Below are 25,143 nucleotides of genomic sequence, written 5' to 3' on the forward strand. Positions count from 1 at the left end.
GGCTTTCCCCGCGGTCAAACGATTACGGCCGCAATGTGATGAGAACCCGAACACGCCCGGCCCACGCTCACCCTGGGCGCACACAGGGCGAGCAGCCGAACCCCTACCTGCCGACCACCCGGCCCCGCCCACCCGCGAGTACCGAACCGCCCGCCGGCGCGGATATACGTCTGATGTCTAGCCGTCGGCAGCTTTTCCCAAGCCTGTGAACTACCGGGACCCGCGCCTGTGCACATTCGACGCCGGTGCCGGCCGAGATCCGATGCAGCACAACCCCACCCGTCCCCAACGTCGCGGGGCATGCCTTAGAACCCGACGGCACCCGCGCGGGGGTGCCATACTCATCCCCAACTGTGGACAAACCTGTGTGCAACTGCCTGTCCGGCGGGCGGCGCGTCCGGGCGTGTGCGACGCAGGGCCGACCGACATGCGTCCGGGATCGACTACGGTTCCACTAGCGCATCCGCCCAGTCGGCTTCCAGCCGACCGGGCGATCATCGAAACACCCATCCTCAACCATCGACCAGTTTCCAAACAGTCAGTCAGGAGTCAGCCGTGGCCGACGAAGCGACAGCACAATGGCGCTCGGCCCTCGAAATCCTTGCCTCCTCGGCCGAGCTCGGCCAGGGCAAGTTATCCATCATTCGCACGACCCGTGCAGTCGACGTCGACGGCACGCTCGTACTCATCGTCGGTTCCGGGTTCGCCCGGGGCATCGTCGACGGCTCCCGGGAGTTGATCACCCAGGCGTTGCGCCGGGCCGCCGGCTACGACGTCCCGTTCGAAGTGATCGTAGACACCTCGCTGGAGTCCTCCGCGCCCGTGCTCGCCAATCGGCCCGAGGCGCCCACCGCTCGCCTGGCCGGCCCCGCCGTCGATCCCCTGCCCGAGGCGCCCACCCCGGCCGTGACCTCCTCAACCCCACCCGCAGCCGCACCGGCAACCGTCCCCGGCTACATGAGCGGTCCGCCCTCCCCGACGGCGGAGCCGCCTAACGCCGACTCGGACTTGAACCCGAAGTACACCTTCGACACCTACGTCACCGGCTCGTCCAACCGGCTGCCCCACGCCTCCGCCATTGCGGTCGCCGAGGCACCCGCCAAGGCTTACAACCCCCTGTTCATCTACGGCGGTTCCGGTTTGGGCAAGACCCACCTACTGCACGCCATCGGCCACTACGCCCGCCGGCTCTACCCCTCCATCCGGGTCAAGTACGTCTCCAGCGAGGAGTTCGTCTCCGACTTCATCGCCTCGGTGGCCGACGGCCGCATGGACGCCTTCAAGCGCCGCTACCGGGAGGTGGACATCCTCCTGGTTGACGACATCCAGTTCCTCCAGGGCAAGGAGCAGACACTGGAGGAGTTCTTCCACACCTTCAACGCCCTACACACCGCCAACAAGCAGGTGGTGCTCACCTCCGACCAGCCACCCAAGGCCCTGGGCGGCTTCGAGGAGCGACTGCGCTCGCGCTTCGAGTGGGGGCTGCTGGCCGACGTGCAGCCGCCGGACTTCGAGACCCGCACCGCGATCCTGTCCCGCAAGGCCAGTGCCGAGGGGCTGGACCTGCCGGCGGACGTGCTGGAGTACATCGCCAGCCGGGTCACCACCAACATCCGTGAGCTCGAGGGCGCCCTCATCCGGGTGACCGCCTTCGCGTCGTTGACCAAGCAGCCGGTGGACCGCACGCTGGCGGAATTGGTGCTCAAGGACATCATCACCGACCCGGCCAGCGAGGAGATCACCTCCGCGCTGATCATGGCGCAGACCGCCGACTACTTCGGCATCAGCATCGACGACCTGTGCTCGGCCAACCGGGCGCGCACCATCGTCCACGCCCGCCACATCGGCATGTACCTGTGCCGGGAGCTGACCGACATGTCCCTGCCGCAGATCGGCCGCGAGTTCGGCGGTCGCGACCACACCACGGTGATGAGCGCGGACAAGAAGATCCGCACCCAGATGGCCGAGCGCCGCGAGACCTACAACCACGTCGCCGAGTTGACCGCCCGCATCAAGCAGGCCGCCCAGTCCTCCGCCGGCTGACGCGCCGACGTCTCCTTAAGGCAGGCCTTTCAGCCGCGGGGCGGTCTGACGCACGAGTTCGTGCCCTGTTGCGAGCTTTTGCACCCTGGTACGCGGCTACGGCGTGCGCAGCAGGGTGCAAAAGCTCGCACAAGAGCTCGCATTAGAAGGGATGACGGGGTGTGGACGGCGCTGCGGAACGGCGGTGGACAACGCGGGTCCGGCGTGTGGACTGCCTGGACCGCGTCTGGGGACGCCGACGCGGGCGAACTACACAATCCACCACCGCGGTCGCGCGTCCACGGAACCACGAATTTGTAATTCCACATCCGCGCCCCGCGCAACGCCGCCGCAAACACCGGTTATCCCCATCATCCACACCACCTACAACCCCTACCAGACTTGTCATTCACCGCGCATCAACTCCGGCCCGCACCTGCACCGCAAGTCCCTGCCGAGCCGCCCATGCCCACACGCCGCGTGAACCGGCGCCGACCGCGGGCTCCGGGCCCACGGTGCGTCAACAGGGCTGATGCGTCTACACTCAGCGAAAAACCGCACACACCACGTTTATGCCGGGAGCGCCCGGCCGCCGAGGAGGCACGAAATGAAGCTCAGGGTCGACCGCGACGTCCTCGCCGACGCCGTCACCTGGACCGCCCGCTCCGTGCCGGCGCGTCCCCCGGTGCCCGTGCTGGCCGGCGTCCGCCTCGAGGCCACCACCACCTCCCTGATCCTGGCCTCCTTCGACTACGAGGTCTCCGCGCACTGCGAGATTCCCGCCGACGTCGAGGAAGAGGGCGTTGTCCTGGTCTCCGGGCGACTGCTGGCGGACATCGCCAAGTCTCTGCCCGCCAAGCCCGTTGACCTGGAGGTGGAAGGCACCAAGGTCACCGTCACTTGCGGCGCCTCCCACTTCGCACTTGCGGCCATGGCCGCCGACGACTATCCGGCGCTGCCGCAGATGCCCGGCGTGGCCGGCACGGTCGACGCCCACGACCTGGCCCAGGCCGTCTCCCAGGTGTCCGTCGCCGCCTCCCGCGACGAGACCCTGCCGCTGCTGACCAGCGTGCAGATGGAGGTCGATGGCCCCTCCCTGACCCTCATGGCCACCGATCGCTACCGCCTGGCCGTGCGCGAAATGACCTGGCAGCCGCAGGACCCGCAGATGGCCACGCAGGCGCTGCTCAAGGCCCGCACACTGTCCGACGTCGCCAAGTCCCTGACCTCGACCGGCGACGTGACCATCGCGCTGACCGAAGCCGACTCGGTCGGCTCCAGCCTGATCGGCTTCGAGGCCGGCGGCCGTCGCACCACCAGCCTGCTGACCGACGGCGACTACCCGCCGGTACTGCGCCTGTTCCCCGAGACCACCACGATTCACGCCACCGTCGGCCGCGAAGAACTCATGAGCGCCGTGCGCCGCGTCAGCCTGGTGGCGGACCGGGCCGCCCCGATCCACATGTCCTTCACCGCCGGGAACCTGGCCCTCGACGCCGGGCAGGGTGACGACGCGCAGGCCTCCGAGCAGCTGGTCGCCCACCTGGACGGCGAGGACATCGCCACCGCCTTCAACCCCGCCTACCTGCTCGACGGTCTGGGGGCCATCACCCAGCCGTACGTGCGCTTCGACTTCACCCACCCGTCCAAGCCCGCGGTACTGACCGGCATGAGCGCCATCGACGGCGAGGAGGACACCTCCTTCCGCTACCTGATCATGCCGATCCGCTTCGGTGCCTGAGGACGGCCCCGGCCCAAATGCTTCCGGCTCTCAGCCGCACCATCCGCCTGTGCGGGGTGACGGTGCGAGGAATCGGTGCTTACACGCCCCTAAGCGTGACTCGTCCACGGGAGGTGAGGCGGAATGTACGTCTCTGACCTGGCCCTGGACGACTTCCGCTCCTTCCACCAGCTCGTCCTCACCCTCGAGCCCGGGCCGACGGCGTTCATTGGACCCAACGGACAGGGCAAGACCAACCTGGTGGAGGCGATCGCCTACCTGTCCACCCTGTCCAGTCACCGCGCCGGCACCGACGCGGCCCTGGTACGCCGCGCCGCATCCGGTACTCCCCAACCCGCCGGCGCCGTCATCCGCGCCAAGGTGGTCCACGGTGAACGGCCCAGCGTCCTGGAGCTGGAACTGATCGCCGGGCGCGCCAACCGGGCCCGGCTTAACCGCGCCAACGCCCGCCCCCGCGACCTGCTGGGGATCCTGCGCACCGTCGTCTTCGCCCCGGAGGACCTGGCCCTGGTGCGTGAGCAGCCGAGCGTGCGCCGCCGCTTCCTGGACGACCTCGCCGTCACCCTGCGACCCACGCTCGCGGGCGTGCGTGCCGAGCACGACAAGATCCTCGCCCAGCGCGCCAGCCTGCTGAAGTCGGCCCGGGCCGCCCGCGCCTCAACCGCCTCCATGCTCTCCACCCTGGAGGTCTGGGACGCCCAACTGGCCGCGGCGGCCGCCCGCCTGATCGCCGCTCGCATCGACGTCGTGCAGCGGCTGCGCCCCTGGGTGGCCGACTGCTACGGCCGGGTCAGCGAGGGCCGCACCGACGCCCGCATCGCCTACCGCGCCAGCCTGCTGGCCCACGAGGGCGCCGACGAGCCGGACCCGGCCGATGCGGCCGCCGTCCTGGCCGCCGAAGAACCGTTGCGCGACGTGCCGGCAACCGCCGCCCGGCTGGAGACGGCCATGGGCGAGCTGCATGCCCGCGAGATCGACCGGGGTGCCAACCTGGTGGGCGCCCACCGCGACGAATTGGAATTGTTCCTTGACGCTCTGCCGGCCAAGGGCTTCGCCTCCCACGGCGAGCAGTGGTCGCTGGCCCTGGCGCTGCGCCTGGCCTCCTACGAGATGCTGCGCCACGACGTGGACGCCTACGCCGGCGACGGCGAGCCCGTGCTCATCCTCGACGACGTCTTCGCCTCCCTGGACGACGCCCGCCGTCACGCCCTGGCCGGGATCGCCGCCGACGCCCAGCAGGTGCTGCTCACGGCCGCCGTCGACGACGACGTGCCCGCGGCCCTGGCGGGAAGGCGCTTCCACGTCACCCGCACCGAATCCGGCTCGCAGGTGCAACCATGATCGATCCCCGCACCCCGGTATCCCCGGACGACGCCGATCCGGCCGACGCACTCGCCGCCCGCGCCCTGGCCCGTGAGCGCGGTCGCGCCTGGGAGGCCGGCCAGACCCGCAGCCGGCTGTCCCGGCAGGCGGCGGACGTCGACGGCGTGGCCGCCTGGGACCAGCGCCGTCGGAGCCCGGGGCGGGACGCCGGGGCGGGCGGCGCCGACAGTGCCGATATGGACCGTGGCCCCGGACTGCCGCCCGGCCGCGACCGGCCCGGTCCCACCCGCTTCGACCCGCGCACCGGCAAACAAGACCTGCGCCGCTACGCCGAGCGACACGGTTGGGCCTCCAAACTGGCCATGGCGTCGGTGGCGGTGCGCTGGCGGGAGATCGTCGGCGAACAGATCGCCGAGCACGCCGTCATCGAGCGTTTCGAGCCCGGCCGCCTGACCCTGCGCGCCTCCTCCAGCGCCTGGGCGCAGCAGCTGCGACTACTGCTGCCCGGCATCGAACGACAGGTGGAGCAGGCCCTGGGCCGGAACGGCGGCGCCGTCGAAATCCGCATCCTGGGCCCGGCCGGCCCCACCTGGCGGCACGGTCGCTTCGGTGCCGCCCGCGGCGGACGCGGCCCACGCGATACCTACGGGTGACCTAACGGGTGACGTTGCCCACGTCGCGATTGGCGTCATGAGGCCCGAAACCGGAGTCGAACACGGTAGAATCGGCGCGGAAATGCCCATGGTGCGCCCAAGGCCATGCACCAGGTACCCACCTACACGCGCCGGGTCCCAAGCCCGAATTCCGGCGCCTGGGTGCCCGCATGGGAATCAGCCCGGCGCACATGACGAGGAGCAAATGATACGTGTCTGACCTGGATCAGCCTGTGACCGCAAGCAGCAATACCGGCAGCGTCGAGCCTACCGCCGCGCCCGCCCCGGAGGCGGATATCGCAGCGACGAGCCGCACCGAGCACGGCTACGACGCCGGCGACATCACCGTCCTGGAGGGCCTGGAGGCGGTACGCAAGCGCCCCGGCATGTACATCGGCTCCACCGGTGAGCGCGGCCTGCACCACCTGGTCTACGAGGTGGTGGACAACGCCGTGGATGAGGCGCTGGCCGGCTACTGCGACCACATCGAGGTCACCATCCAGGCGGACGGTGGTCTGCGCGTGGTCGACAACGGCCGCGGCATCCCCGTCGACGAGCACCCCACCGAGCACAAGCCCACCGTCGAGGTGGTCATGACCATCCTGCACGCCGGCGGCAAGTTCGGCGGCGGCGGCTACGCCGTCTCCGGTGGCCTGCACGGGGTGGGCATCTCCGTGGTCAACGCCCTGTCCACCCGCGTGGACACCGAGGTGCGCCGCCAGGGCTACGTGTGGCGCATGAGCTTCGGCGACGGCGGCCGTCCACTGACCCCGTTGGAGCGCGGCGAGGCCACCGACGTCACCGGCACCACCCAGACCTTCTACCCGGACCCGGCCATCTTCGAGACCACCGTCTTCGACTACGAGACCCTGCGCCGTCGCTTCCAGCAGATGGCCTTCCTGAACAAGGGCCTGCGCATCACCCTGACCGACGAGCGCGAGGGCGTGACCGACTCCGGGGATGAGATCACCGGCGACGAACTGGGCACCGCCGACGACCCGGTCAAGGGGCACCGGTCCGTCACCTACTGCTACGAGCACGGTCTGCGCGACTACGTGGCCTTCCTGAACCGCTCCAAGAAGGTCGAGCTGATCCACCCCGAGATCATCGACTTCGAGGCCGAGCAGGACCTCGGCGACGGGCGTGCCATCAGCCTGGAGATCGCCATGCAGTGGACCGGCGCCTACTCCGAGTCCGTCCACACCTACGCCAACACCATCAACACCACCGAGGGCGGCACCCACGAGGAGGGCTTCCGCACCGCACTGACCACCCTGGTCAACAAGTACGGCCGCGAGAAGGGCCTGATCAAGGACAAGGACGACAACCTCACCGGTGAAGACATCCGTGAGGGCCTGACGGCCGTCATCTCCGTCAAGCTCACCGACCCGCAGTTCGAGGGCCAGACGAAGACCAAGCTCGGCAACACCGAGGCCCGCACCTTCGTGCAGCAGACCGTCTACGCCCGGCTCGGCGACTGGTTGGACTCCCACCCTGCCGACGCCAAGGCGGTGCTGACCAAGGCCTCCCAGGCGGCCGCCGCCCGCATGGCCGCCCGCAAGGCCCGCGAGGCCACCCGCCGCAAGGGCGTGCTGGAGTCCGCCTCCATGCCGGGCAAGCTGCGCGACTGCTCCTCCCGCAACGCCGAGGAGTGCGAGATCTTCATCGTCGAGGGCGACTCGGCCGGCGGCTCCGCCGTCGGCGGGCGCGACCCCGAGCACCAGGCCATCATGCCGATCCGCGGCAAGATCCTAAACGTGGAGAAGGCTCGCCTGGACAGGGCCCTGTCCTCGGACACCATTCGCTCCCTGATCACCGCCTTCGGCACCGGCATCGGCGAGGACTTCGACATCTCCAAGCTGCGCTACGGCAAGATCGTCATCATGGCGGACGCCGACGTCGACGGTCAGCACATCGCCACCCTGCTGCTGACCCTGCTGTTCCGCTACATGCGCCCCCTGATCGAGCAGGGCCACACCTACATCGCCATGCCGCCCCTGTACCGGCTCAAGTGGGTCGGCACCGAGCACGAGTTCGCCTACTCCGACGCCGAACGCGACCAGCTGCTCAAGGCCGGCGCCGAGGCGGGCCGCCGCCTGCCCAAGGAGGGCGGGATCCAGCGCTACAAGGGCCTGGGCGAGATGAACGACCACGAGCTGTGGGAGACCACCATGGACCCGGCCAACCGGATCCTCAAGCAGGTCACCCTGGACGAGGCCGCCGACGCCGACGAAACCTTCTCCATCCTCATGGGGGACGACGTCGAGCAGCGCCGCTCCTTCATCCAGCGCAACGCCGCCGACGTCCGCTTCCTGGACATCTGATCCGGCCGCCCCCACGTACCGCAACTAACGCAGAAGCAAAGGAAATTCGTGAGCGACGAGACCACCGAGCTCCCCGCCCTGGAGCCGACCGGAGACCGCATCCACCCGGTCGACCTGCAGATGGAAATGCAGCGCTCCTACCTCGACTACGCCATGAGCGTGATCGTCGGGCGCGCCCTGCCCGACGTGCGCGACGGACTCAAGCCGGTTCACCGCCGCGTCCTGTACGCCATGTACGACGGCGGCTACCGCCCCACCGCCTCCTTCTCCAAGTCCTCCCGCGTGGTGGGCGAGGTCATGGGTAACTACCACCCGCACGGTGACGCCGCCATCTACGACGCGCTCGCCCGCCTGGTGCAATGGTGGTCACTGCGCTACCCGCTGGTGGCCGGGCAGGGCAACTTCGGCACCCCCGGCAACCTGGGGCCGGCCGCACCCCGTTACACCGAGTGCAAGATGGCGCCCCTGGCCATGGAGATGGTCCGCGACATCGATGAGGAGAGCGTCGACTTCCAGGACAACTACGACGGCCGCAACCAGGAACCCGTCATCCTGCCCTCGCGCTTCCCCAACCTGCTGGTCAACGGCTCCGAGGGCATCGCGGTGGGTATGGCCACCCGCATCCCCCCGCACAACCTGCGCGAGGTCGCGGCCGGCGTGCAGTGGTTCCTGGACCACCCCGAAGCCTCCCGCGAGGAGCTGCTGGAGGCGCTGATTCAGCGCATCCCCGGCCCCGACTTCCCGACCGGCGCCACCATCCTGGGCCGACGCGGCATCGAGGACGCCTACCGCACCGGCCGCGGCTCGATCACTCAGCGGGCGGTGGTGAATGTCGAGGAGATCCAGGGCCGCCAGTGCCTGGTGGTCACCGAGCTGCCCTACCAGGTCAACCCCGACAACCTGGCCGACAAGATCGCCCAGTTGGTGCGCGACGGGCAGATCGGCGGCATCGCCGACATCCGCGACGAGACCTCCGGCCGTACCGGCCAGCGCCTGGTGATCGTGCTCAAGCGCGACGCGGTCGCCAAGGTGGTGTTGAACAACCTCTACAAGCGCACCCAGCTGCAGGATAACTTCCCCGCCAACATGCTGGCCCTGGTCGACGGCGTGCCCCGCACCCTGTCCCTGGACGGCTTCGTGCGCCACTGGGTGAACCACCAGATCGACGTGATCGTGCGCCGCTCTCAGTACCGGCTGCGCAAGGCCGAGGAGCGGCTGCACATCCTGCGGGGCCTGCTCAAGGCGATCGACGCCCTCGACGCCGTCATCGACCTGATCCGTCACTCGCCCACCACCGATGAGGCGCGCACCGGCCTGATGGAGCTGCTCGGCGTCGACGAGGCTCAGGCCGAGGCCATCCTCTCCCTGCAGCTGCGCCGCCTGGCCGCCCTGGAGCGTCTCAAGATCCAGCAGGAGTCCGACGAGTTGACCGCCCGCGTGGCCGACCTGAAGGACATCATCGCCGACCCGGCCCGCCAGCGCCGCATCGTCTCCGAGGAGCTGGCCGAGATCGTCGACAAGTACGGCGACGATCGCCGCACCAAGATCCTGCCCTTCGACGGGGAGATGAGTGCCGAGGACCTGATCCCCGAGGAGGAGGTCGTCGTCACCATCACCCGCTCCGGCTACGCCAAGCGGACCCGCACCGACGCCTACCGCTCCCAGCACCGCGGCGGCAAGGGCGTGCGCGGCGCCGCCTTGCGGGAGGACGACGTGGTGGACCACTTCTTCGTCACCTCCACCCACAACTGGCTGCTGTTCTTCACCAACCTGGGCCGCGTCTACCGCGCCAAGGCCTACGAGCTGCCCGAGGGCGGCCGCGACGCCAAGGGGCAGCACGTGGCCAACCTGCTGGCCTTCCAGCCGGGCGAGGAGATCGCCCAAGTGATGGAACTGGGCGACTACCAGCAGGCCGACTACCTGGTGCTGGCCACCCACCGCGGCCTGGTGAAGAAGACCCGCCTGACCGAGTACGACTCCAACCGGTCGGCCGGGCTGATCGCCATCAACCTGCGTGAGGATGCCGACGGCAACCCGGACGAACTGGTCTCCGCCGCGCTGCTGTCCGCCGGGCAGGACCTGCTGCTGGTCTCCCGGCACGGCCAGGCCCTGCGCTTCACCGCCGACGACGCCACCCTGCGCCCCACCGGCCGCGCCACCAGCGGCGTGACCGGCATGCGCTTCCGCGATGGTGACTCGTTGCTGGCCATGGACGTGGTGGACCCCGCCTGGGAGGACGCCGACCTGTTCGTCGTCACCGAGGGCGGCTACGCCAAGCGCACCCTGGCCACCGACTACCCGGTCAAGGGCCGCGGCGGCCTGGGCGTGAAGGTCGCCGACCTGGTGGAGGAGCGGGGCGACCTCGTGGGCGCCTTGACCACCGCCCCCACCGATGAGGTCATGTGCATCATGGCCTCCGGGAAGGTGGTGCGCAGCGCCGTCGCCGAGGTCTCCCGTACCGGCCGCAACACTCGCGGCGTCACCTTCGCCAAGCCCGACCCGGGCGACCGCATCATCGCCGTCGCCCGCAATGCCGAGGATGAGCTCGATGGCGACGACGAGGAATCGGCCTCGGCGCCGTCGGCCGACTCGGCGGAGCAGGCGGCGGCCGAATCCGGAGTGGACGCTGCGAGCGAGGGTGCCGACGCGGTATCGTCTGAGGACGACGAGAGTGAGGTCCAGGCATGAGTCAGCCGGAGTCCTTCCCGCCCGCCACGGGCGGACCGACACAGCCCCCCGCGGCCGCGCCCGAGCCGGCCGCCCCCGCCGCGAGCCAGCAGAGCCCCAATCAGCCCAAGCCGGCCGCCAAGACCATTGCGGGGCCGCGCCGTGTGCGGCTCGCCCTGACCCGCATCGACCCGTGGTCGGTGATGAAGGCGTCCTTCCTGCTGAGTGTTGCGGCCGGCATCATGCTGGTGGTGGCCGCCGCCTTCGTGTGGTTCATGTTGGACGCCATGCACGTGTTCTCCACCGTCCAAGACCTGCTGAGCACCATCATGGACTCCAACTACAACGCCTACTCGGCGCTGCTGGAGTACATGAAGTTCTCCCGGGCCATCTCCATGGCCACCGTTATCGCCGTCGTCAACATCATCTTGACGACCGCGCTGGCCACCATCGGTGCGTTCCTGTACAACATCACGGCCGCGCTCGTCGGTGGGGTTCATCTCACACTCGCAGATGAGTGATCGCATTTGGTTGCCGGCGACTCGGTAGGTTAGTCTCTTCCGCGTCGCAAGGGCCTATAGCTCAGTTGGTTAGAGCGCATCCCTGATAAGGATGAGGTCGCTGGTTCAAGTCCAGCTAGGCCCACCGCCCGCGGTGGAACGTGAGGAGGCTTCATGCAGAGCCGAACGCTCGTACTGGCCGCGGTTTTTTCATGCCTCGGGGTGGCCGGCTACGCCGCCTGGCTGAAGCTGGCGGCCAACCGCGCGGAGCGGGCCGCATGGGCGGAGGTCACCGACCCCATCGCATGACCGGGGGCCATGGCGCAATTGGTAGCGCACCTGCTTTGCAAGCAGGGGGTTACGGGTTCGAGTCCCGTTGGCTCCACTCATTCCTCCCGGCCGAGTCCGCCGGGACCGGCGATGCCTCGAGACACCGCTAACGGTGTGTCCGGCGGCGAACCCCAATGTGCTGCGGGGTGCTCGTTGGAAGAGGTCGGCCCGGGGACTGGGAACTCGCGGCGAGGCCGTAGCGGCGCGGGTGTGGCTCGGGGATGAATCAGGGCGCTTCCCCATGGTGCCCGGCGCTTCGGTCGCGTCAGACTTGAGCCATGAGCACAGATTTTCATGGGTTCTCCTCCGGTCCGGATTCGGCGGGCGGTGCACCGCGCACCGTCGTCGACTGGATTACCGTGGCCGGTGACCAGTTGATCGCCACCATCAAGCAGCTCGTGGCCGACGGGAACGTCCGCCGCGTCATCCTGCGCGACTCCTCCGGCAGAGAGTTCCTCAGCGTGCCCCTGACGGCCAGCGCGGTGGTCGGCGGTATCACGGTGCTGGCGGCGCCGGTTCTCGCCGCTATCGGCGTCATCGCCGCAATGGTCGCCGAGGTCACCCTGGAGGTGGAGCGCACCGACGTCGAAGGCGGCTCCGAGGACGTAACAGCCCCGTCGCCGAACCCTGACCCGGAGGTGTAGACACCCGCAGGGTGAGTGTCGGTATGGTTAGAGCATGCCTGCGACCACTGCCACGCCGGAGACGGTCGCCTTGCGTCGGCTTATTTTGGCGCATCGGGACGATTTTCTCGCCCTTCTCGCGCGGTACGGGGCGACCAATCCCAGGCTTTTTGGTTCCGTTGCGCGCGGCACGGCGGATGCTGACAGCGACATCGACATTCTGGTCGAGATGGACCCTGCAGATGGCAACCTGCTCATGCGCGCGTCAGGACTCATGGAGGAGACGCGGGCCCTCTTCGGACGAGACGATGTCGACGTGTTCCCAGTGCAGTTGCTCAAACGGCCGGTCTCCGCAGCGGCGCTTGTCGAGGCGGTGCCGCTATGAGTCGCAGTTCAGCCCGGCGCGTGACCGATGCGTTGCAAGCGATCGATAGATGCCGACGGTATGCGGACGCTCTCGGAAGTGAGGATGTCGATGTAGCGGATATGGCGGAGGATGCGATTGAGCGTAACCTCCAGATAATCGGCGAGGCAGTGAATCACCTGCCTGCCGAGGTTACCGATCAGCATCCCGAGATCGCATGGCAACAGATACGAGGTTTCCGCAACATACTGGTACACCAGTACTTTGGTGTCGACGTTGCTGTAGTCCGCGAGGTTGTTGAGAACTACCTGCCGCCACTCGCGGATGTTCTACGTCGGCACGTCGTGACGGATGAGGGTTGATCGTCGCCGTGGTTTTCTGAGTGTGTCGTTGACCGCCAGCGCGCGGTGGTCGGCGGTATCACGGTGCTGGCCGCAATCGGTGTCGTTGCCGCCATGGTCGCCGAGGTCACCCTGGAGGTGGAGCGCACCGACGTCGACGGTGTGGATGAATCCGAGAACGGCACGCCGCCGCCGTCGCGCCCTAACCCCGGGGAATGAGTAGCCGCCCGGGCGCCGCGTGAAGGGACTGCGCCGCGAAGAAGTAGCCCAGTTGGCGGGGGTGAGTGCCGGTTATTACACCCGCTTGGAACGGGGCCGCATACGGGGCGCGTCCGACGCCGTGCTCGAGTCCATAGCCCGGGTGCTGCGGATGAACGACATCGAGCGGTCCCACCTGTTCAATCTGGCCCGCGGCTTCGTCCCGGCATCCCAACGGTTGGAGGAGAGCCCGGCGGAAGGCGTGCGCCCCTCGGTACAGCGTGTGCTTAACAACCTGTCAGTGCCGGCCATCGTCTACAACCCCGCACATGACATCGTTGCGGCGAATGAGGGTGGAAGAGCTCTGTACTACCCGCATTTCGACACAGCTGATCGCCCCAACATCGCCCGGTTTATCTTCCTGGATAGCCGCGCGCGCAGCTACTACGGCGACTGGGGCCAGGCGCGTCGGATGACAGCCGCCATGCTCCGGCTGTATGTCGGCCGCGACCCACTGAACCAGGCGATAACCGCCGTCATCGAGGAGCTGTCCGACCGCAGTGCGCTGTTTCGACAGGACTGGGCTCGGCAGGAGGTATACGAACACCGTTCCGGCCACAAGACCTTTCTTCACCCCCACCTGGGACCGATCGCGGTCACCTTCGATGGTTTCGAGATGCCCGGGGAGAAGGGCCTGTCTATCGTTACTTACAGCGCTGAACCCGGCTCTGTGGATGCAGAGCGTCTGGGAAAACTGCCCACGTGGGCTCGCGGCGAGCAGGCCGCCACCTGGCGCTGAACCGCTGGGGGAACCTGTCAGGGTCTCCCAGCGCTCGGATGCGGGTTTTAACTTGAGGGCTGCCGGGACGGCCCGGCGGGCTCCGGGTTCGGGACCCGGGTCCTTGAAGCACCAGTAGACATACGGAGGACATCATGCGTGGAGTAGTTCTTGAAGGCCCTCGTGATATCCAGGTCATTGATCGCGAGGACCCGCGGATCATTGACCCGACCGACGTCATCATCCGCATCACCGCCACCTGCATCTGTGGCTCGGACTTGTGGCCGTACCGCGGCGAAGACGACAGTCGCCACCAAGTCATGGGTCATGAGTATGTAGGCGTTGTCACCGAGATCGGTGCGGAGGTGACAACCTTGAAGGTCGGAGACCCGGTGGTGGGATCTTTCGTGATTTCCGATAACACCTGTGAGATCTGCCAGGCCGGCTACCAGTCCAAGTGCGTGCACGCGGAGTTCGTCGCCTACACCGTCGGCACCCAGGCCGAGTACGCCCGGATCCCCTTCGCTGATGGCACGCTGGTGAAGACCCCCGGCGAGCCTGACCCGGAGATCGTGCCTTCCTTGCTGGCGGCCTCCGACGTGCTGGGCACCGGATGGTTCGCCGCCGTGGCCGCAGAAGTCGGCCCGGGCAAGACCGTGGCCGTCGTCGGCGATGGCGCGGTCGGTCTGATGGGGGTGCTGGCCGCCAAGGAGCTGGGGGCCGAGCGGATCATCGTCTCCAGTCGTCACGCCGATCGGCAGGCTTTGGCCCGTGAGTTCGGCGCCACCGACGTGCTTGCGGAGCGTGGAGACGATTTCGTCGCCAAGGTAAAGGAACTCACCAATGGTTTCGGAGCCCACAGCGTGATCGAGGCCGTGGGCACCGCCGAGTCCTTCGCACAGGCGCGCAAGTCGGTGCGTCCGGGCGGACACGTCGGCTTCGTCGGCATTGCCCATGATGTACAGATTCCGGGCGATGAGCTGTTCTTCGATGAGATTCACCTGCACGGGGGTCCGGCGCCGGTGCGTCGTTTCCTGCCCGAGCTGATCGGGCTCATCTGGGAGCGCAAGATCGACCCGGGCAAGGTGTTCGACCTCACTCTGCCACTGGAGCAGGCGGCCGAGGGATACCGGGCGATGGACGAGCGCCGCGCCACCAAGGTTTTGCTGACTCTCTGAGCGGCAAGCAGGGCGGGGGTGGGCCGCGGCGCTGATCGACCGCGGCCCACCCCGAATGCTTCCGCGCCGGCAGAGCATCCACAGACGCTGTCTGCGCGTGTGCACAGGCGGGAGGCAGACGTATCCCCGTGCTGTGGGTTAACCGTTTTTCGGCGTGAATATGCGCATCTTGCCGATTCGTCCCCAGCTGTGCGCAACCCTGTGGAGAACCACATCGGTGTGTTTCCCCAGGAGTGTCCACAGGTGTGGAGGAATGACAGGGATGTGCTTCCCCAGAATCCACAGCGGTGAGTTCGGGTGTGGAAAATGCGATCGGCGGTGCAGGCGCTCATTCGGGCACGAGCCCGTCCCCTACACATGCGTTCATCTCTTACGTACGCGTTTTGCGGCTGTCCCCGTACTCAGCATCCGGAAGACTCCAAAAACGGGCTGTTCGTGTGCGGATGGGTGACGGTTCGTGCGTTGCGGTCGACGATTCGGCACGTCCGACGACGGTTCGTGGGGTAGGGGTACGAACCGTCGTTGTTATGTCTCAGGACATCGGTGACAGTTCTGTGTCAGGACATCGGTGACAGTTCGTGGGTTGTTGGGGGTGACAGTTCTGGTGTGCTTTTGGGCGCATGAGCTCAGTCAGGAAGTCCAACAGTAGTGGTGTTGATCCGCGTGTGCGTCTGGCGATCGCCCGGTGGCCTGATGACGCCCCGCGCGGGGCGGTGACCACGTTCTGCGAACAGGAGGGCATCTCCCGCAAGACCTTCTATGTGCTGCGGGCCCGAGCCCGAGCTGACGGGGAGGCCGCGGTACTCGAGCCCCGCTCCCGCCGTCCTCGCACAAGCCCGGGACGCATAAGCGACCAGGTACGCTCCCAGGCCCTTGACGTGCGTGCCGCGCTGGAACGCTCTGGCCTGGATTGCGGCCCGATCAGCGTGCACGACAAGATGCGGGCCATGGGCCTCAAGGCGCCCTCGCCGACATCACTGGCCCGCATCTTTCGCTCCGCCGGCGTGGCCCGAGCCGAGCCCACGAAGAGGCCCCGGGCGGCATGGCGCCGGTTTGTCTATCCGGCCCCGAACGCCTGCTGGCAGACGGGGCGCCACCGAGTACGTCCTCGCCGGAGGACGCGAGGTCGTCATCTTCCAGCTCATCGACGACCACTCCCGCCTGGCGGTGGCATCCCTGGTCGCCGCCGCCGAGACCAGCCAGGCGGCTATCGCGGTATTCGACCGGGCCGTCGCCCGCTACGGGGTGCCCCAGCGGCTACTGACCGACAACGGGACGGCCCTGAACCCCACCCGACGCGGCCGCAAAGGCAAACTGGTCGACCACGTGCGCACCCTGGGGGTAGAACCCATCACCTCCAAGCCCTATAAGCCCACCACCCAGGGCAAGAACGAGCGCTTCCACCAAACCCTGTTCCGCTACCTCGACAACCAGCCCCTGGCCCACACCATCGAAGAGCTACAAGCCCAAGTCGACGCCTTCGACCACATCTACAACACCGAGCGAGGACACCAGGCCCTGCCCGGGAGGATGACACCCCAGCAGGCGTGGGACGCCACCCCCGTCGCCGCCCCGCCACGCCCCAAGCACCACGAGCCCGTATCCGTCGGCGGCATCCCCACACAACCCCGCCCCAGGCGCCGGCCCACAACACCGCCCTCAGGGCAGCGCCAAGGCACCATCGGGGCTAACGGAGTGGTCAGCCTGGCCGGTATCAGCTTCTTGGTATCCAGAACCCACGCACACCAGCCAGTGACCATCACCTGGGACCCCCACCAAGTCGCCTTCACCGACACCCAAGGCGAGATCCTGGCCCAGTACCCCTGGCCCGCACCCGGCGTCCGTTACGTCTCCACCCACACACACCCAACCCCACCAACCACCACAACTGTCACCGATGTCCTGACACACCAAGTGTCACCGATGTCCTGACACAAAACTGTCACCGATGTCCTGAGACATCACAGGTACGAACCGTCGCCGTTCATGCCGAACCGTTGCTGCTACCTGACTGTGCTGTCTCCACACTTCTGGGACGGTTGAGTCTCATGACTTCTGGGACGGTTGAGTCTCATGGGTTTTGGGACGGTTGGGAGCGGGGTGAGCGGGGTGGCCTGCTGATGATTCTGTTGGGTGGTTTGGAAGCGTTGATGGTGGCCCGGCTGTGGGTCTGTGCCTGGGTGGGCTGGGGCCAGGGAATCGCGGCGAAGTGTGTTCCGGCCTGGTCGTAAAGGTCCAGGCGGGTGGGGTACTGGCGGAACTCGATTCTCTGGCCGGCCATGAAGGAACCGACGTAGATGATCCGGCCCTTGTAGGTCACGCTCCCGTTGCTCAGGGCCTGTCTGCTGGTGATGGCCGGGTCGGTGCTGGCTGCCTGCGGCAGGCTCAGCGGCACCGGCCCGGATAGCGCGTCAAGGTTGATCGGGGAGGGGTTGGGCAGGGCCCGGGGGACCTGGTGCCACACGCGTATGGGGGTTATGGCTATCCCCAGCCCCTGGTGCTGGCGCTCGGTGTTGTAGTAGGCGGTGAAACACTCCAGGCCGGTGTTGAGGTCCTCCAGGGTGGTGTAGGGGTGCGCTTCCAGCCACAGCTGGAGGGGCTTGTGGGAGCTTTCGACCTTGCCCTGGGTCTGTGGGTGACCGATGGCGCCGCTGATCGGACGGATCCCCAGGCTGGCCAGCCACCTCTCTGTCCGCCCGAATCCGGTGGTGCGGTGAGTGTTGAAAGCCCTGCCGTTGTCGGTCAGGATGGCTGCGGGCCGCCCCCAGGAGTCTGAACTGCACCGGGTTTGATGGAGGCAGTGAATGCACGGAAGGATCACTGTCATGAGTGCACCGAGGAAGTACCCTGAGGAGTTGCGGGAGCGGGCTACCCGGATGGCTGTGGAGGCCCGCCGGGACCCCGAGAGGTCTAAGGGGGCGATCCGCAGGATCGCCGAGGAGTTGGGCGTCCACCCCGAGGCGCTGCGTACCTGGGTCAAGAAGGCCGAGATTGACGCAGGCGCCCGGCCGGGAACCACGAGCGAGGACGCCCAGCGGATCAGGCAGCTGGAGGCCGAGAACCGCGAACTGCGCAGGGCAAACGCGATCCTGAGGAGCGCGTCGGCTTTCTTCGCGGCGGAGCCAGGCCGCCCGTCCCGCTGATCTGCGAGATGCATCGACTCCCACAGGGAGGAGCTGCGGGGCCTGTGCCGGTTCTGTCAGGCGCTGGCCAGCGCCGATGTCAAGATCGCCCCGAGCACCTACTACGCAGCCAGGAGTCGTCCCCCATCGGCAAGGACGGTGCGCGACCAGGCTCTGAAGGCCGAGATCGGGCGGGTGCATGAGAACAACTACTGCGTACTGGGCGCAAGGAAGATGCATGCGATGCGGGGCCGTCCCGAGGAATCCGCCCGGCACGGCCTGGGGCATGTGGCCCGCTGCACCGTGGAGCGTCTGATGCGGGACATGGGCCTGCACGGCATCCGCCGCGCCAAGTCGCCCAGGACGACCCGGTCCGTACCGAAGGACGCATGCCCGGCGGACCTGGTCAAAAGACACTTCAGCGCCTTCAGGCCGAACGAGCTGTGGGTGGCGGACATTCCCCCACTACGTGGGAGGTACCCCCACCTACGTGCGCACCCTGTCGGGCTGGGTGTATGTGGCCTTTGTCACTGACGTGTACTCCCGTCGGATCGTCGGCTGGCAGACGTCAACGAGCTTGTACACCGATCTGGCGCTGGACGCTCTGAAGATGGGTATCTGGCAGCGCCAGCGCGAAGGAGCCGACCTTACCGGCCTGATCCACCACTCCGACCGCGGGGTGCAGTACCGGGCGATCCGCTACGGGCAGACCCTGTCCGACTGCGACGCTGTGGCCTCGGTGGGCTCCAAGGGAGACTCCTATGACAACGCGCTGGCCGAGGCCCTGAACTCGCTCTACAAGGCCGAGCTCATCCGCAACCACAAGTACCTCGACTCCCACGGGCCCTGGGAGGGCATCGACGATGTCGAGCTCGCTACCGCCGAGTGGGTGCACTGGTTCAACACCGTCCGGCCTCACTCCGCCATCGACATGCACAGCCCCGTCCAGCACGAGCAGGCATACACCCCACCACCACCAGATACCACCGACACCGCCGACGCCCAGGACGTCGGCGAGCAGACCACCAGCCAACCCCAGCCGGCGACCGCCGGCGCCAGATAAAACAGCCTCCACAAAACCCGGGGCTTGACAGTCGAACGCCTCGGACAGGATTTGGCGGGTGGCCTCATGCGTCTCCCCGCCCCAGGCCGCCTTGAGCGCCACCAGCACCCTGGAGCAGTCATCGATGACCTGGTAGATGGTCACCACACGCCCCTGGATGCGCCACTCGATACCGTCTAGCTGCCACAGCTCGTTAGCACTGGTACGCGTGAACCGCTTGAAAGACACCCGCGGGCGCTTGCGTGGCGCCGGAACCACCAGCCCCATGGCCCGCATGCGCCTGGCAATAGTCGCCCGCGACGGGGCCGGGTTGGCCCCCGCCCCGGACAGCACCCACCACACCGACCACGCACCCGCATCCTTCCCGTCGGCAACCAGCTCCCGGCGTACCTGGGCGATACGCTCATCAACCCGCTCATCCCAACGGCGCGCCGGGTGCAGCGGCGCCCTGGAACGGGCGACCAGCGCCGCCCCCGGTCCCTCCTGCTTGGCCCGCTTACGGATCCGGTAGAACGAGGACTTCGAGACCCCCACCTGCCGGCAGAACTCCTCCACGCTCACACCCGCAACCCGCGAGTCAAACTCAATGATGCGCTGACGCTTGAACGGCGAAACTGCATAACCCATCCCCCAACCCAACCCCACCCGCACCGCCCCAGAATCTCACGACTTCTGACACTCCCAGATGTCATGAGATCCAACAGTCCCAGAAGTCATGAGACAACACATTGCTGCTACCTGACGAACCGTCACCGGAACGCACGAACCGTCCGCACGCGCAACGGCGCCGACGACGTCCTCATCAACCCGAACACGACCACTTGGTGGGCCGGTTCTCGTCAAACAGAGCCCCGAACACGACCACCACAGCACCAGTCGTGCCCAACCCGCCGCACCCACAAACACGAACAGCTACGCGGGATGGCGGTGGACCGGGCCCGTGCGCCGATGCCGGAACAGCTACGCGTACGTGAGGCGGGAACTCGTACGTGTGATGACGCCGCGGAGGTGCCGAGGTGGTGCCGAGCAACGACCAGGTGCCCGAGAGCCTCCACCAGCCGGAGCGGCATCCGGGTCTGGGTTGCCAGGTGTCCCCAGGGGCGCGGGTCGGTGACTGGTCTTGCGACTACACCAGGAGAATGCGGGCGGCGGCCAGGGCCACCAGGAGCACCGCCACGCCCACGGTCCCCCATACGCCCACGGCGGTGCGGCGCTCCCGCGGCGCCCAGGCGTAGATCGCGGCCAGGAGCAGGCCGGTGAGAAAACCGCCCAGGTGTCCCTGCCAGGAGATGTTGGTTCCCAGTACCGAGATCAACACATTGATCACGAGCAGGCCGACGATGGTCGAGGTGTCGCGCCCGAAGCGCCGCTGGATGACGAATACGGCCGCGAACAGCCCGAAGATGGCGCCGGACGCACCCACTGTCCCGGAGATCCACGATGTCGAGCTCGGCGATGCCAGCCAGTAGATCGCCGTCGAGCCGCCGAGCGCACTCAGAGCAGTCAGACAGATGAATCTCCAGCGCCCCAGCAGCGGCTCGAGGGTATTGCCGAGCACCCACAGTGCCCACATGTTCAGGCCAAGGTGTGCCAGCGAACCGTGCAGCAGGGCCGTGGATAGGAAGCGCCACGGTTGAGTCGCCGCGAGTGCGGGCACGAAGTCGAACCAGCCGGTGATTGCCGGGTAGACCAGCTGCCCCACGTACACGATCACACAGGCACCCACCAGGAGTTTGGCCACCAACGCGTCGGCCACCGGGCGGCCGCCCAGGGCGGTGCGTACGCCGCGACGGCCGGAACTGGACCGGCGGGCGCAGTCCACGCAGTGGATGCCGACGGCGCTGGGTACTTGACACTCCGGGCACGCCGGGCGGCCGCAGCGCTGACAGCGCACATAGGCCACCCGATCCGGGTGCCGCGGGCAGACGGGTGGGGCGCCGACCTGCGGGTTCGAATCGGTCATGAATCGCTCCCGTCTCGACGACGCTGGACCCGCCTCACCGCTGAATAGTGACGGAATTGATGACGATGTCATCCAGGGGACGATCCCGCGGGTCGGTGGCTACCGCCGAAATGGCATCCACGACCCTGCGGGAGGCGTCGTCGGCCACGGCTCCGAAAATCGTGTGCTTGCCCTGCAGCCACTCGGTGGGGGCAGTGGTAATGAAGAACTGGGAGCCGTTGGTGCCCTTGCCCAGGCGCCGGCCGGCGTTGGCCATGGCCAGGACGTAGGGGGCGGCGAAGGTCAGCGAGGGGTCGATCTCGTCATCGAAGACGTAGCCGGGGCCGCCCGTGCCGGTGCCCAGCGGGTCGCCGCCCTGGATCATGAAACCGGGGATCACCCGGTGGAAGACGACGCCCTCGTACAGGGGGGCGTTGGACTGCGCGCCGGTGCGCGGATCGGTCCAGGTCTTCTCACCGGTGGCCAGGCCAACAAAGTTGGAGACGGTCTGCGGCGCCTGCTCGGGGTACAGCTCGAGTCGGATGTCGCCGAGGTTGGTGTGGAGTGTCGCTTCGATGGTCGCTTCCATGCCCGCATCGTCGCACGGGAGAGCGGGAGGATCCCGGGACCCGGTGTTCACCCCAGGCAGAACGGCACCCAGCTTCATGGGTGCGACCTGCGTTACAGTGCCACCATTGAGGTGAACCACCTCATCGTTCCGAGCAGGGAGACCGAAATGGCTTACATCCTCGACAAGAAGATCGACCTCGATCGGGCCCGCCAGGAGGCGACCACGCTCGCGGACAGCCTGGCGGCTCAGGCCGGCCGTGCCGCAGGCTGGGCGGCGCCTCGCGTCAACCGCGCCCGGGAGGAGTTCGCCAAGGCCGCCAAGGAGGCACAGTTGCGCGCGCAGCCGGTCGTCGAGGAGGCGCGCACCCGGGTGGTGGAGGAATATGTTCCCGCCGCCCAGCGCGCCGCCGAGGGCGCTCGCGTGCGGGTGATCGAGGAGTACGTTCCCGCCGCCCAGCGTGCCGCCCTAGCCGCCCAGGAGGCCGCCAACACCGAGGGCACGCTGACCGAGCGTGCCCAGCGCATCGCCGTCGCCGCCAAGGAAGCGGCGCTGACACCGGAGGTACCAGTGAAGAAGAAGCACCCCGTTCTCAAGACGTTCTGCTGGCTCGCCGTCGCCGGCTGCGCCGCCGGCGCCGCCTACGTGGTCTGGCGCCGCAGTCAGCCCGTGGAAGACCCCTGGGCCGAGGAGTACTGGGCCGATTCCACCGACGAGTCGACCCCCGCGGCCGAGGAGAAGCCGTCCGAGGCGCCTGAGCCGCCCGCGGCCGAGTAGCGCGTCGGCCCCGGGTCGGCGGAATTGAGTCCCCGATCCGCGCGCCATCGCCGTGCATCGGCGCCGTCCGCAGCCTCACGACGGCGCCCACCCCCAAGTCCTGGCGGGTGGGCGCCGTCGTGCGTCCGGATCGACCCGCCCTCCTACGCCGTGGCCTCGGTCCTGCAGGTCCGCCACCGGGGGTGTAGCCGTGCTCACGCCGGCGTCGCTAGGCTGGCGGCATGAGCACCACCCTTCCCGCAAAGGCTCTGACGCTCCGCCAGGGCACGTCTGGAACCGAACCCGTCGCCATCCCGCAGCTCGGATTCGGCACCTACAAGGTCACCGGTCCCGACGCCGAGCGCGCCGTCACCGCCGCCCTCGCGGTCGGCTACCGGCATATCGACACCGCCCAGATGTACGGCAACGAGGCCGGCGTCGGCCGGGCCCTGGCGGCCTCCGGCATTCCGCGCGAACAGCTGTGGATCACCTCAAAGCTCAACAACCCCAACCACCGGCGTGACGACGCCCTGCGCAGCTTTGACGCCACCATGGCGGACCTGGGCCTGGACGTGTTGGACCTGTTCCTGGTGCACTGGCCGCTGGCCGCCTCACCCGGCATCGACCTGGTGGACACCTGGCGCACCATGATTGAGATCCTCAACTCCGGGCGTGTGCGCACCATCGGCGTATCCAACTACCAGCCCGATCACCTGCACACCATCATCGACGCCACCGGAGTCACTCCCGCCGTCAACCAGATCGAACTGCACCCCTATTTGAACCAGACCGAGTTGCGCGCCGTCGACGACGAACTCGGCATCATCACCGAATCCTGGTCACCGCTGGGCCGCGGTCGGGTACTGGATGACCCCGAGCTGGCGCGCCTGGCCGCCGAAATGGACGTCACCCCCGCCCAGGTCATCATCCGCTGGCACCTGCAGCACGGACTGGTGGTCATCCCAAAGACCACGCATCCCGAGCGCATGCGCGCCAACGCCGACGTATTCGGCTTTGAGCTCACCGACGCACAGATGGCCGCCGTCGACGCCCTGGACCGTGGCCTGCGTACCGGCTCCCACCCGGACCGGGTGCAGATCTGACCCGTTGAGTCGGCCGCGGTTCTACCCGCCGCGCAGATCAGCCGGCGTGTGATCGGCAATCGCTTAGGCTAGGGTCCAGCAAGCTTGAAGTCGCGGGCCGCCGTCGTGGCCCGGTGACCAGTGAGGAGATGCGCGTGGCGCGGACGCAGAACCAGACGGACCAGGGCTCCGGGAAAGCCGCCGACAAGGGCGACGTCAAGGCCAAAACCAAGGCCGGGTCGAAGCTCAAGCCGCGGGGTAGGGCCGGCGACGCCAAGCACCCCCGCCCGGAGCGTTCCGGCAACCCGGCCAAGCGCGCCGCCGCGGAGCGGGCCCGCATGGAGGAGTCCCGGGCCGCCGCCAACCGGGTCTCCCGCGTGCCCCGGAAGGTCAAGGAGACGGGCTCGCCCCGCTGGTACGCGCCGATGATGGTCACGTTCCTGGTGGTCGGTCTGCTGTGGGTGGTGATCACCTACCTGTTCAAGGGTGCCTATCCGCTGCCGTACTTCGTGGAGAACCACGCCAGCGACTGGCTGGTGAACGGCAACCTGTACCTCGGCTTCGCCATCATGCTGGTCGGCTTCCTCGGCCTGCTGCGCTGGAAGTAACGGAGCATCATGACGGCGAGGCACAGGCGGCACGCCCGGCGGCGACGGAGCGTAGTCAACTCGCTCCTACTCGGGCTCGGGGAACTGCTGATCACCGCCGGTTTGGTGGTCGCGCTGTTCCTGGTGTGGCAGCTGTGGTGGACCGGCCTGGATGCCACCGCGAAGGCCGACGCCGTCGCCGCCGACTTCACCCAGACCCAGGTCGAGTCGCCGAACGTGGAGGGCACCCGCCACTACGACGACCCACCCGAGGTGGCACCCGTCGGCTACGGGGAGGTGATCGGCATGCTGGTTGTCCCCAAGTGGTACGGCATCACGAACAACAACATGCCGATCCTGGAGGGCATCGGCGCCGACGTGCTCGACCAGGCCGCCGCCGGTCACTATCCCGACACCCAGCAGCTGGGCGCCGTCGGCAACTTCGCCATCGCCGGCCACCGCCGCACCAACGGCAATTCGTTCCGTCGCATCGACCTGCTGGAGGAGGGCGACGAGATCATCGTCGCCACCAGGGACACCTGGTACGTGTACACGGTCACCAGTCATGAGATCGTCGAGCCGACCGACGTGGACGTCATCGCGCCGGTGCCCGGCCGGCCCGGCGAGGCTCCCACCGAGCGCATGCTGACCATGACCACCTGCCACTCCCTGACCGTCGGCGAGTGGGGCAACGACCACCGCTGGGTCACCCACGCCAAGTTCGAGTATTGGATGGAACGCTCCGAGGGCCGCCCGGCCTCCGTGCTGAACGACGAGGGGGTCAACTGATGTACGGATGGATTTGGCGTCACCTGCCCGGGCCGGTCTGGCTGCGCGCCCTCGAGGCGCTCATCCTCGCGGCGGCCGTGGTGCTGTTCCTGTTCGAGGTCGTCTTCCCCTGGGCCAACGAGGTCTGGAACCTGTCCGGCGAGGCGACCGTCTAACCGAACGTCTGCGGCTGCGACGGCGACCGTGCTCGCC

22 protein-coding genes, 2 tRNA genes and 3 pseudogenes are annotated in these 25,143 nt (G+C 67.9%); 23 read left to right on the forward strand and 4 right to left on the reverse strand.

Annotated features, from left to right (window positions below; all coding sequences use genetic code 11):
- Positions 1-555: 555 nt before the first annotated feature.
- From dnaA to C3B71_RS00075, 17 genes and pseudogenes are all read left to right on the forward strand, one after another.
- A complete protein-coding gene (dnaA, locus tag C3B71_RS00005) occupies positions 556-2,043 on the forward strand; it encodes a chromosomal replication initiator protein DnaA (protein ID WP_108965244.1) in 1,488 nt (495 codons plus the stop codon).
- Between the two features lie 586 nt (positions 2,044-2,629).
- A complete protein-coding gene (gene dnaN / locus C3B71_RS00010; RefSeq protein ID WP_073333445.1) occupies positions 2,630-3,763 on the forward strand; it encodes a DNA polymerase III subunit beta in 1,134 nt (377 codons plus the stop codon).
- Between the two features lie 123 nt (positions 3,764-3,886).
- A complete protein-coding gene (gene recF, locus C3B71_RS00015) occupies positions 3,887-5,104 on the forward strand; it encodes a DNA replication/repair protein RecF (RefSeq protein ID WP_073333448.1) in 1,218 nt (405 codons plus the stop codon).
- Positions 5,101-5,739, forward strand: coding sequence for a DUF721 domain-containing protein (locus C3B71_RS00020; protein WP_234415966.1), 639 nt, complete (start codon positions 5,101-5,103; stop codon positions 5,737-5,739). The genes recF and C3B71_RS00020 overlap by 4 nt, the downstream gene beginning before the upstream one ends.
- A gap of 296 nt (positions 5,740-6,035) precedes the next feature.
- On the forward strand, positions 6,036-8,063 hold the full coding sequence (gene gyrB / locus C3B71_RS00025; protein WP_108969345.1) for a DNA topoisomerase (ATP-hydrolyzing) subunit B: 2,028 nt from the start codon (positions 6,036-6,038) through the stop codon (positions 8,061-8,063).
- Positions 8,064-8,111: 48 nt separating this feature from the next.
- Positions 8,112-10,751 carry a DNA gyrase subunit A gene (gene gyrA, locus C3B71_RS00030; RefSeq protein ID WP_108965246.1) on the forward strand — a complete coding sequence of 880 codons (2,640 nt, stop codon included), beginning with the start codon at positions 8,112-8,114 and terminating at the stop codon, positions 10,749-10,751.
- Positions 10,748-11,251, forward strand: coding sequence for a DUF3566 domain-containing protein (locus C3B71_RS00035; RefSeq protein WP_108965248.1), 504 nt, complete (start codon positions 10,748-10,750; stop codon positions 11,249-11,251). Before gyrA ends, C3B71_RS00035 begins: the two co-directional genes overlap by 4 nt.
- A gap of 50 nt (positions 11,252-11,301) precedes the next feature.
- Positions 11,302-11,375 (forward strand) — tRNA-Ile (locus tag C3B71_RS00040).
- A 29-nt stretch (positions 11,376-11,404) separates the two neighbouring features.
- Complete coding sequence (locus C3B71_RS16240; protein WP_211483025.1) at positions 11,405-11,539, forward strand: DLW-39 family protein; 135 nt, start codon at positions 11,405-11,407, stop codon at positions 11,537-11,539.
- 3 nt (positions 11,540-11,542) lie between these two features.
- Positions 11,543-11,615, forward strand: a tRNA-Ala gene (locus tag C3B71_RS00045).
- A 223-nt stretch (positions 11,616-11,838) separates the two neighbouring features.
- On the forward strand, positions 11,839-12,204 hold the full coding sequence (locus tag C3B71_RS00050) for a DUF4342 domain-containing protein (protein ID WP_108965250.1): 366 nt from the start codon (positions 11,839-11,841) through the stop codon (positions 12,202-12,204).
- A 34-nt stretch (positions 12,205-12,238) separates the two neighbouring features.
- On the forward strand, positions 12,239-12,568 hold the full coding sequence (locus C3B71_RS00055; RefSeq protein ID WP_108965253.1) for a nucleotidyltransferase family protein: 330 nt from the start codon (positions 12,239-12,241) through the stop codon (positions 12,566-12,568).
- Entirely contained in the window at positions 12,565-12,909 is a 345-nt protein-coding gene (locus C3B71_RS00060) for a HepT-like ribonuclease domain-containing protein (RefSeq protein ID WP_073333461.1), read from the forward strand. Before C3B71_RS00055 ends, C3B71_RS00060 begins: the two co-directional genes overlap by 4 nt.
- A gap of 45 nt (positions 12,910-12,954) precedes the next feature.
- The gene (locus C3B71_RS15665; protein ID WP_159097590.1) at positions 12,955-13,107 is read left to right on the forward strand and encodes a hypothetical protein; all 153 of its coding nucleotides are present in this window, start codon (positions 12,955-12,957) and stop codon (positions 13,105-13,107) included.
- A gap of 19 nt (positions 13,108-13,126) precedes the next feature.
- Positions 13,127-13,885, forward strand: coding sequence for a helix-turn-helix transcriptional regulator (locus C3B71_RS00065; protein WP_108965255.1), 759 nt, complete (start codon positions 13,127-13,129; stop codon positions 13,883-13,885).
- A 134-nt stretch (positions 13,886-14,019) separates the two neighbouring features.
- Positions 14,020-15,042, forward strand: a complete 1,023-nt coding sequence (locus C3B71_RS00070) for a zinc-dependent alcohol dehydrogenase family protein (RefSeq protein WP_108965257.1) — start codon at positions 14,020-14,022, stop codon at positions 15,040-15,042.
- Positions 15,043-15,662: 620 nt separating this feature from the next.
- Positions 15,663-16,974 (forward strand): annotated as a pseudogene (locus C3B71_RS00075) (integrase core domain-containing protein).
- 139 nt (positions 16,975-17,113) lie between these two features.
- On the opposite strand, the gene C3B71_RS00080 reads toward C3B71_RS00075, so the two are convergent.
- Positions 17,114-17,869 (reverse strand): integrase core domain-containing protein, encoded by a 756-nt coding sequence (locus C3B71_RS00080; RefSeq protein ID WP_108965259.1) that lies wholly within the window; start codon positions 17,867-17,869, stop codon positions 17,114-17,116.
- On the opposite strand from C3B71_RS00080, the pseudogene C3B71_RS00085 reads away from it, so the two are divergent.
- Positions 17,868-19,128, forward strand: a pseudogene (locus C3B71_RS00085) (IS3 family transposase); the annotation flags it as partial. The gene C3B71_RS00080 and the pseudogene C3B71_RS00085 sit on opposite strands and share 2 nt — an antisense overlap.
- A gap of 546 nt (positions 19,129-19,674) precedes the next feature.
- Here C3B71_RS00085 and C3B71_RS16835 read toward each other — a convergent pair.
- The 3 genes and pseudogenes from C3B71_RS16835 to C3B71_RS00100 all read right to left on the reverse strand — a co-directional run.
- A pseudogene (locus C3B71_RS16835) lies at positions 19,675-19,854 on the reverse strand (helix-turn-helix domain-containing protein); the annotation flags it as partial.
- Positions 19,855-20,353: 499 nt separating this feature from the next.
- On the reverse strand, positions 20,354-21,190 hold the full coding sequence (locus tag C3B71_RS00095) for a rhomboid family intramembrane serine protease (protein WP_073333469.1): 837 nt from the start codon (positions 21,188-21,190) through the stop codon (positions 20,354-20,356).
- 34 nt (positions 21,191-21,224) lie between these two features.
- On the reverse strand, positions 21,225-21,746 hold the full coding sequence (locus C3B71_RS00100) for a peptidylprolyl isomerase (RefSeq protein ID WP_108969348.1): 522 nt from the start codon (positions 21,744-21,746) through the stop codon (positions 21,225-21,227).
- Positions 21,747-21,905: 159 nt separating this feature from the next.
- Here C3B71_RS00100 and C3B71_RS00105 point away from each other — a divergent pair, with 159 nt between their 5' ends.
- The 5 genes from C3B71_RS00105 to C3B71_RS16025 all read left to right on the forward strand — a co-directional run bounded on the left by C3B71_RS00105 (position 21,906) and on the right by C3B71_RS16025 (position 25,106).
- Positions 21,906-22,514: a hypothetical protein gene (locus C3B71_RS00105; RefSeq protein WP_170866532.1), complete on the forward strand. Its 609-nt coding sequence runs from the start codon at positions 21,906-21,908 to the stop codon at positions 22,512-22,514.
- Positions 22,515-22,735: 221 nt separating this feature from the next.
- A complete protein-coding gene (locus tag C3B71_RS00110; protein ID WP_108965261.1) occupies positions 22,736-23,596 on the forward strand; it encodes an aldo/keto reductase in 861 nt (286 codons plus the stop codon).
- Between the two features lie 128 nt (positions 23,597-23,724).
- Complete coding sequence (locus C3B71_RS00115) at positions 23,725-24,183, forward strand: cell division protein CrgA (protein WP_083565959.1); 459 nt, start codon at positions 23,725-23,727, stop codon at positions 24,181-24,183.
- Positions 24,184-24,192: 9 nt separating this feature from the next.
- Entirely contained in the window at positions 24,193-24,951 is a 759-nt protein-coding gene (locus tag C3B71_RS00120) for a class E sortase (RefSeq protein WP_108965263.1), read from the forward strand.
- Entirely contained in the window at positions 24,951-25,106 is a 156-nt protein-coding gene (locus C3B71_RS16025; protein WP_181574889.1) for a hypothetical protein, read from the forward strand. Before C3B71_RS00120 ends, C3B71_RS16025 begins: the two co-directional genes overlap by 1 nt.
- Positions 25,107-25,143: the final 37 nt, after the last annotated feature.

The sequence above is a fragment of the Actinomyces sp. Z16 genome (genome assembly GCF_003111765.1).
Taxonomy (GTDB): Bacteria; Actinomycetota; Actinomycetes; order Actinomycetales; family Actinomycetaceae; genus Actinomyces; species Actinomyces glycerinitolerans.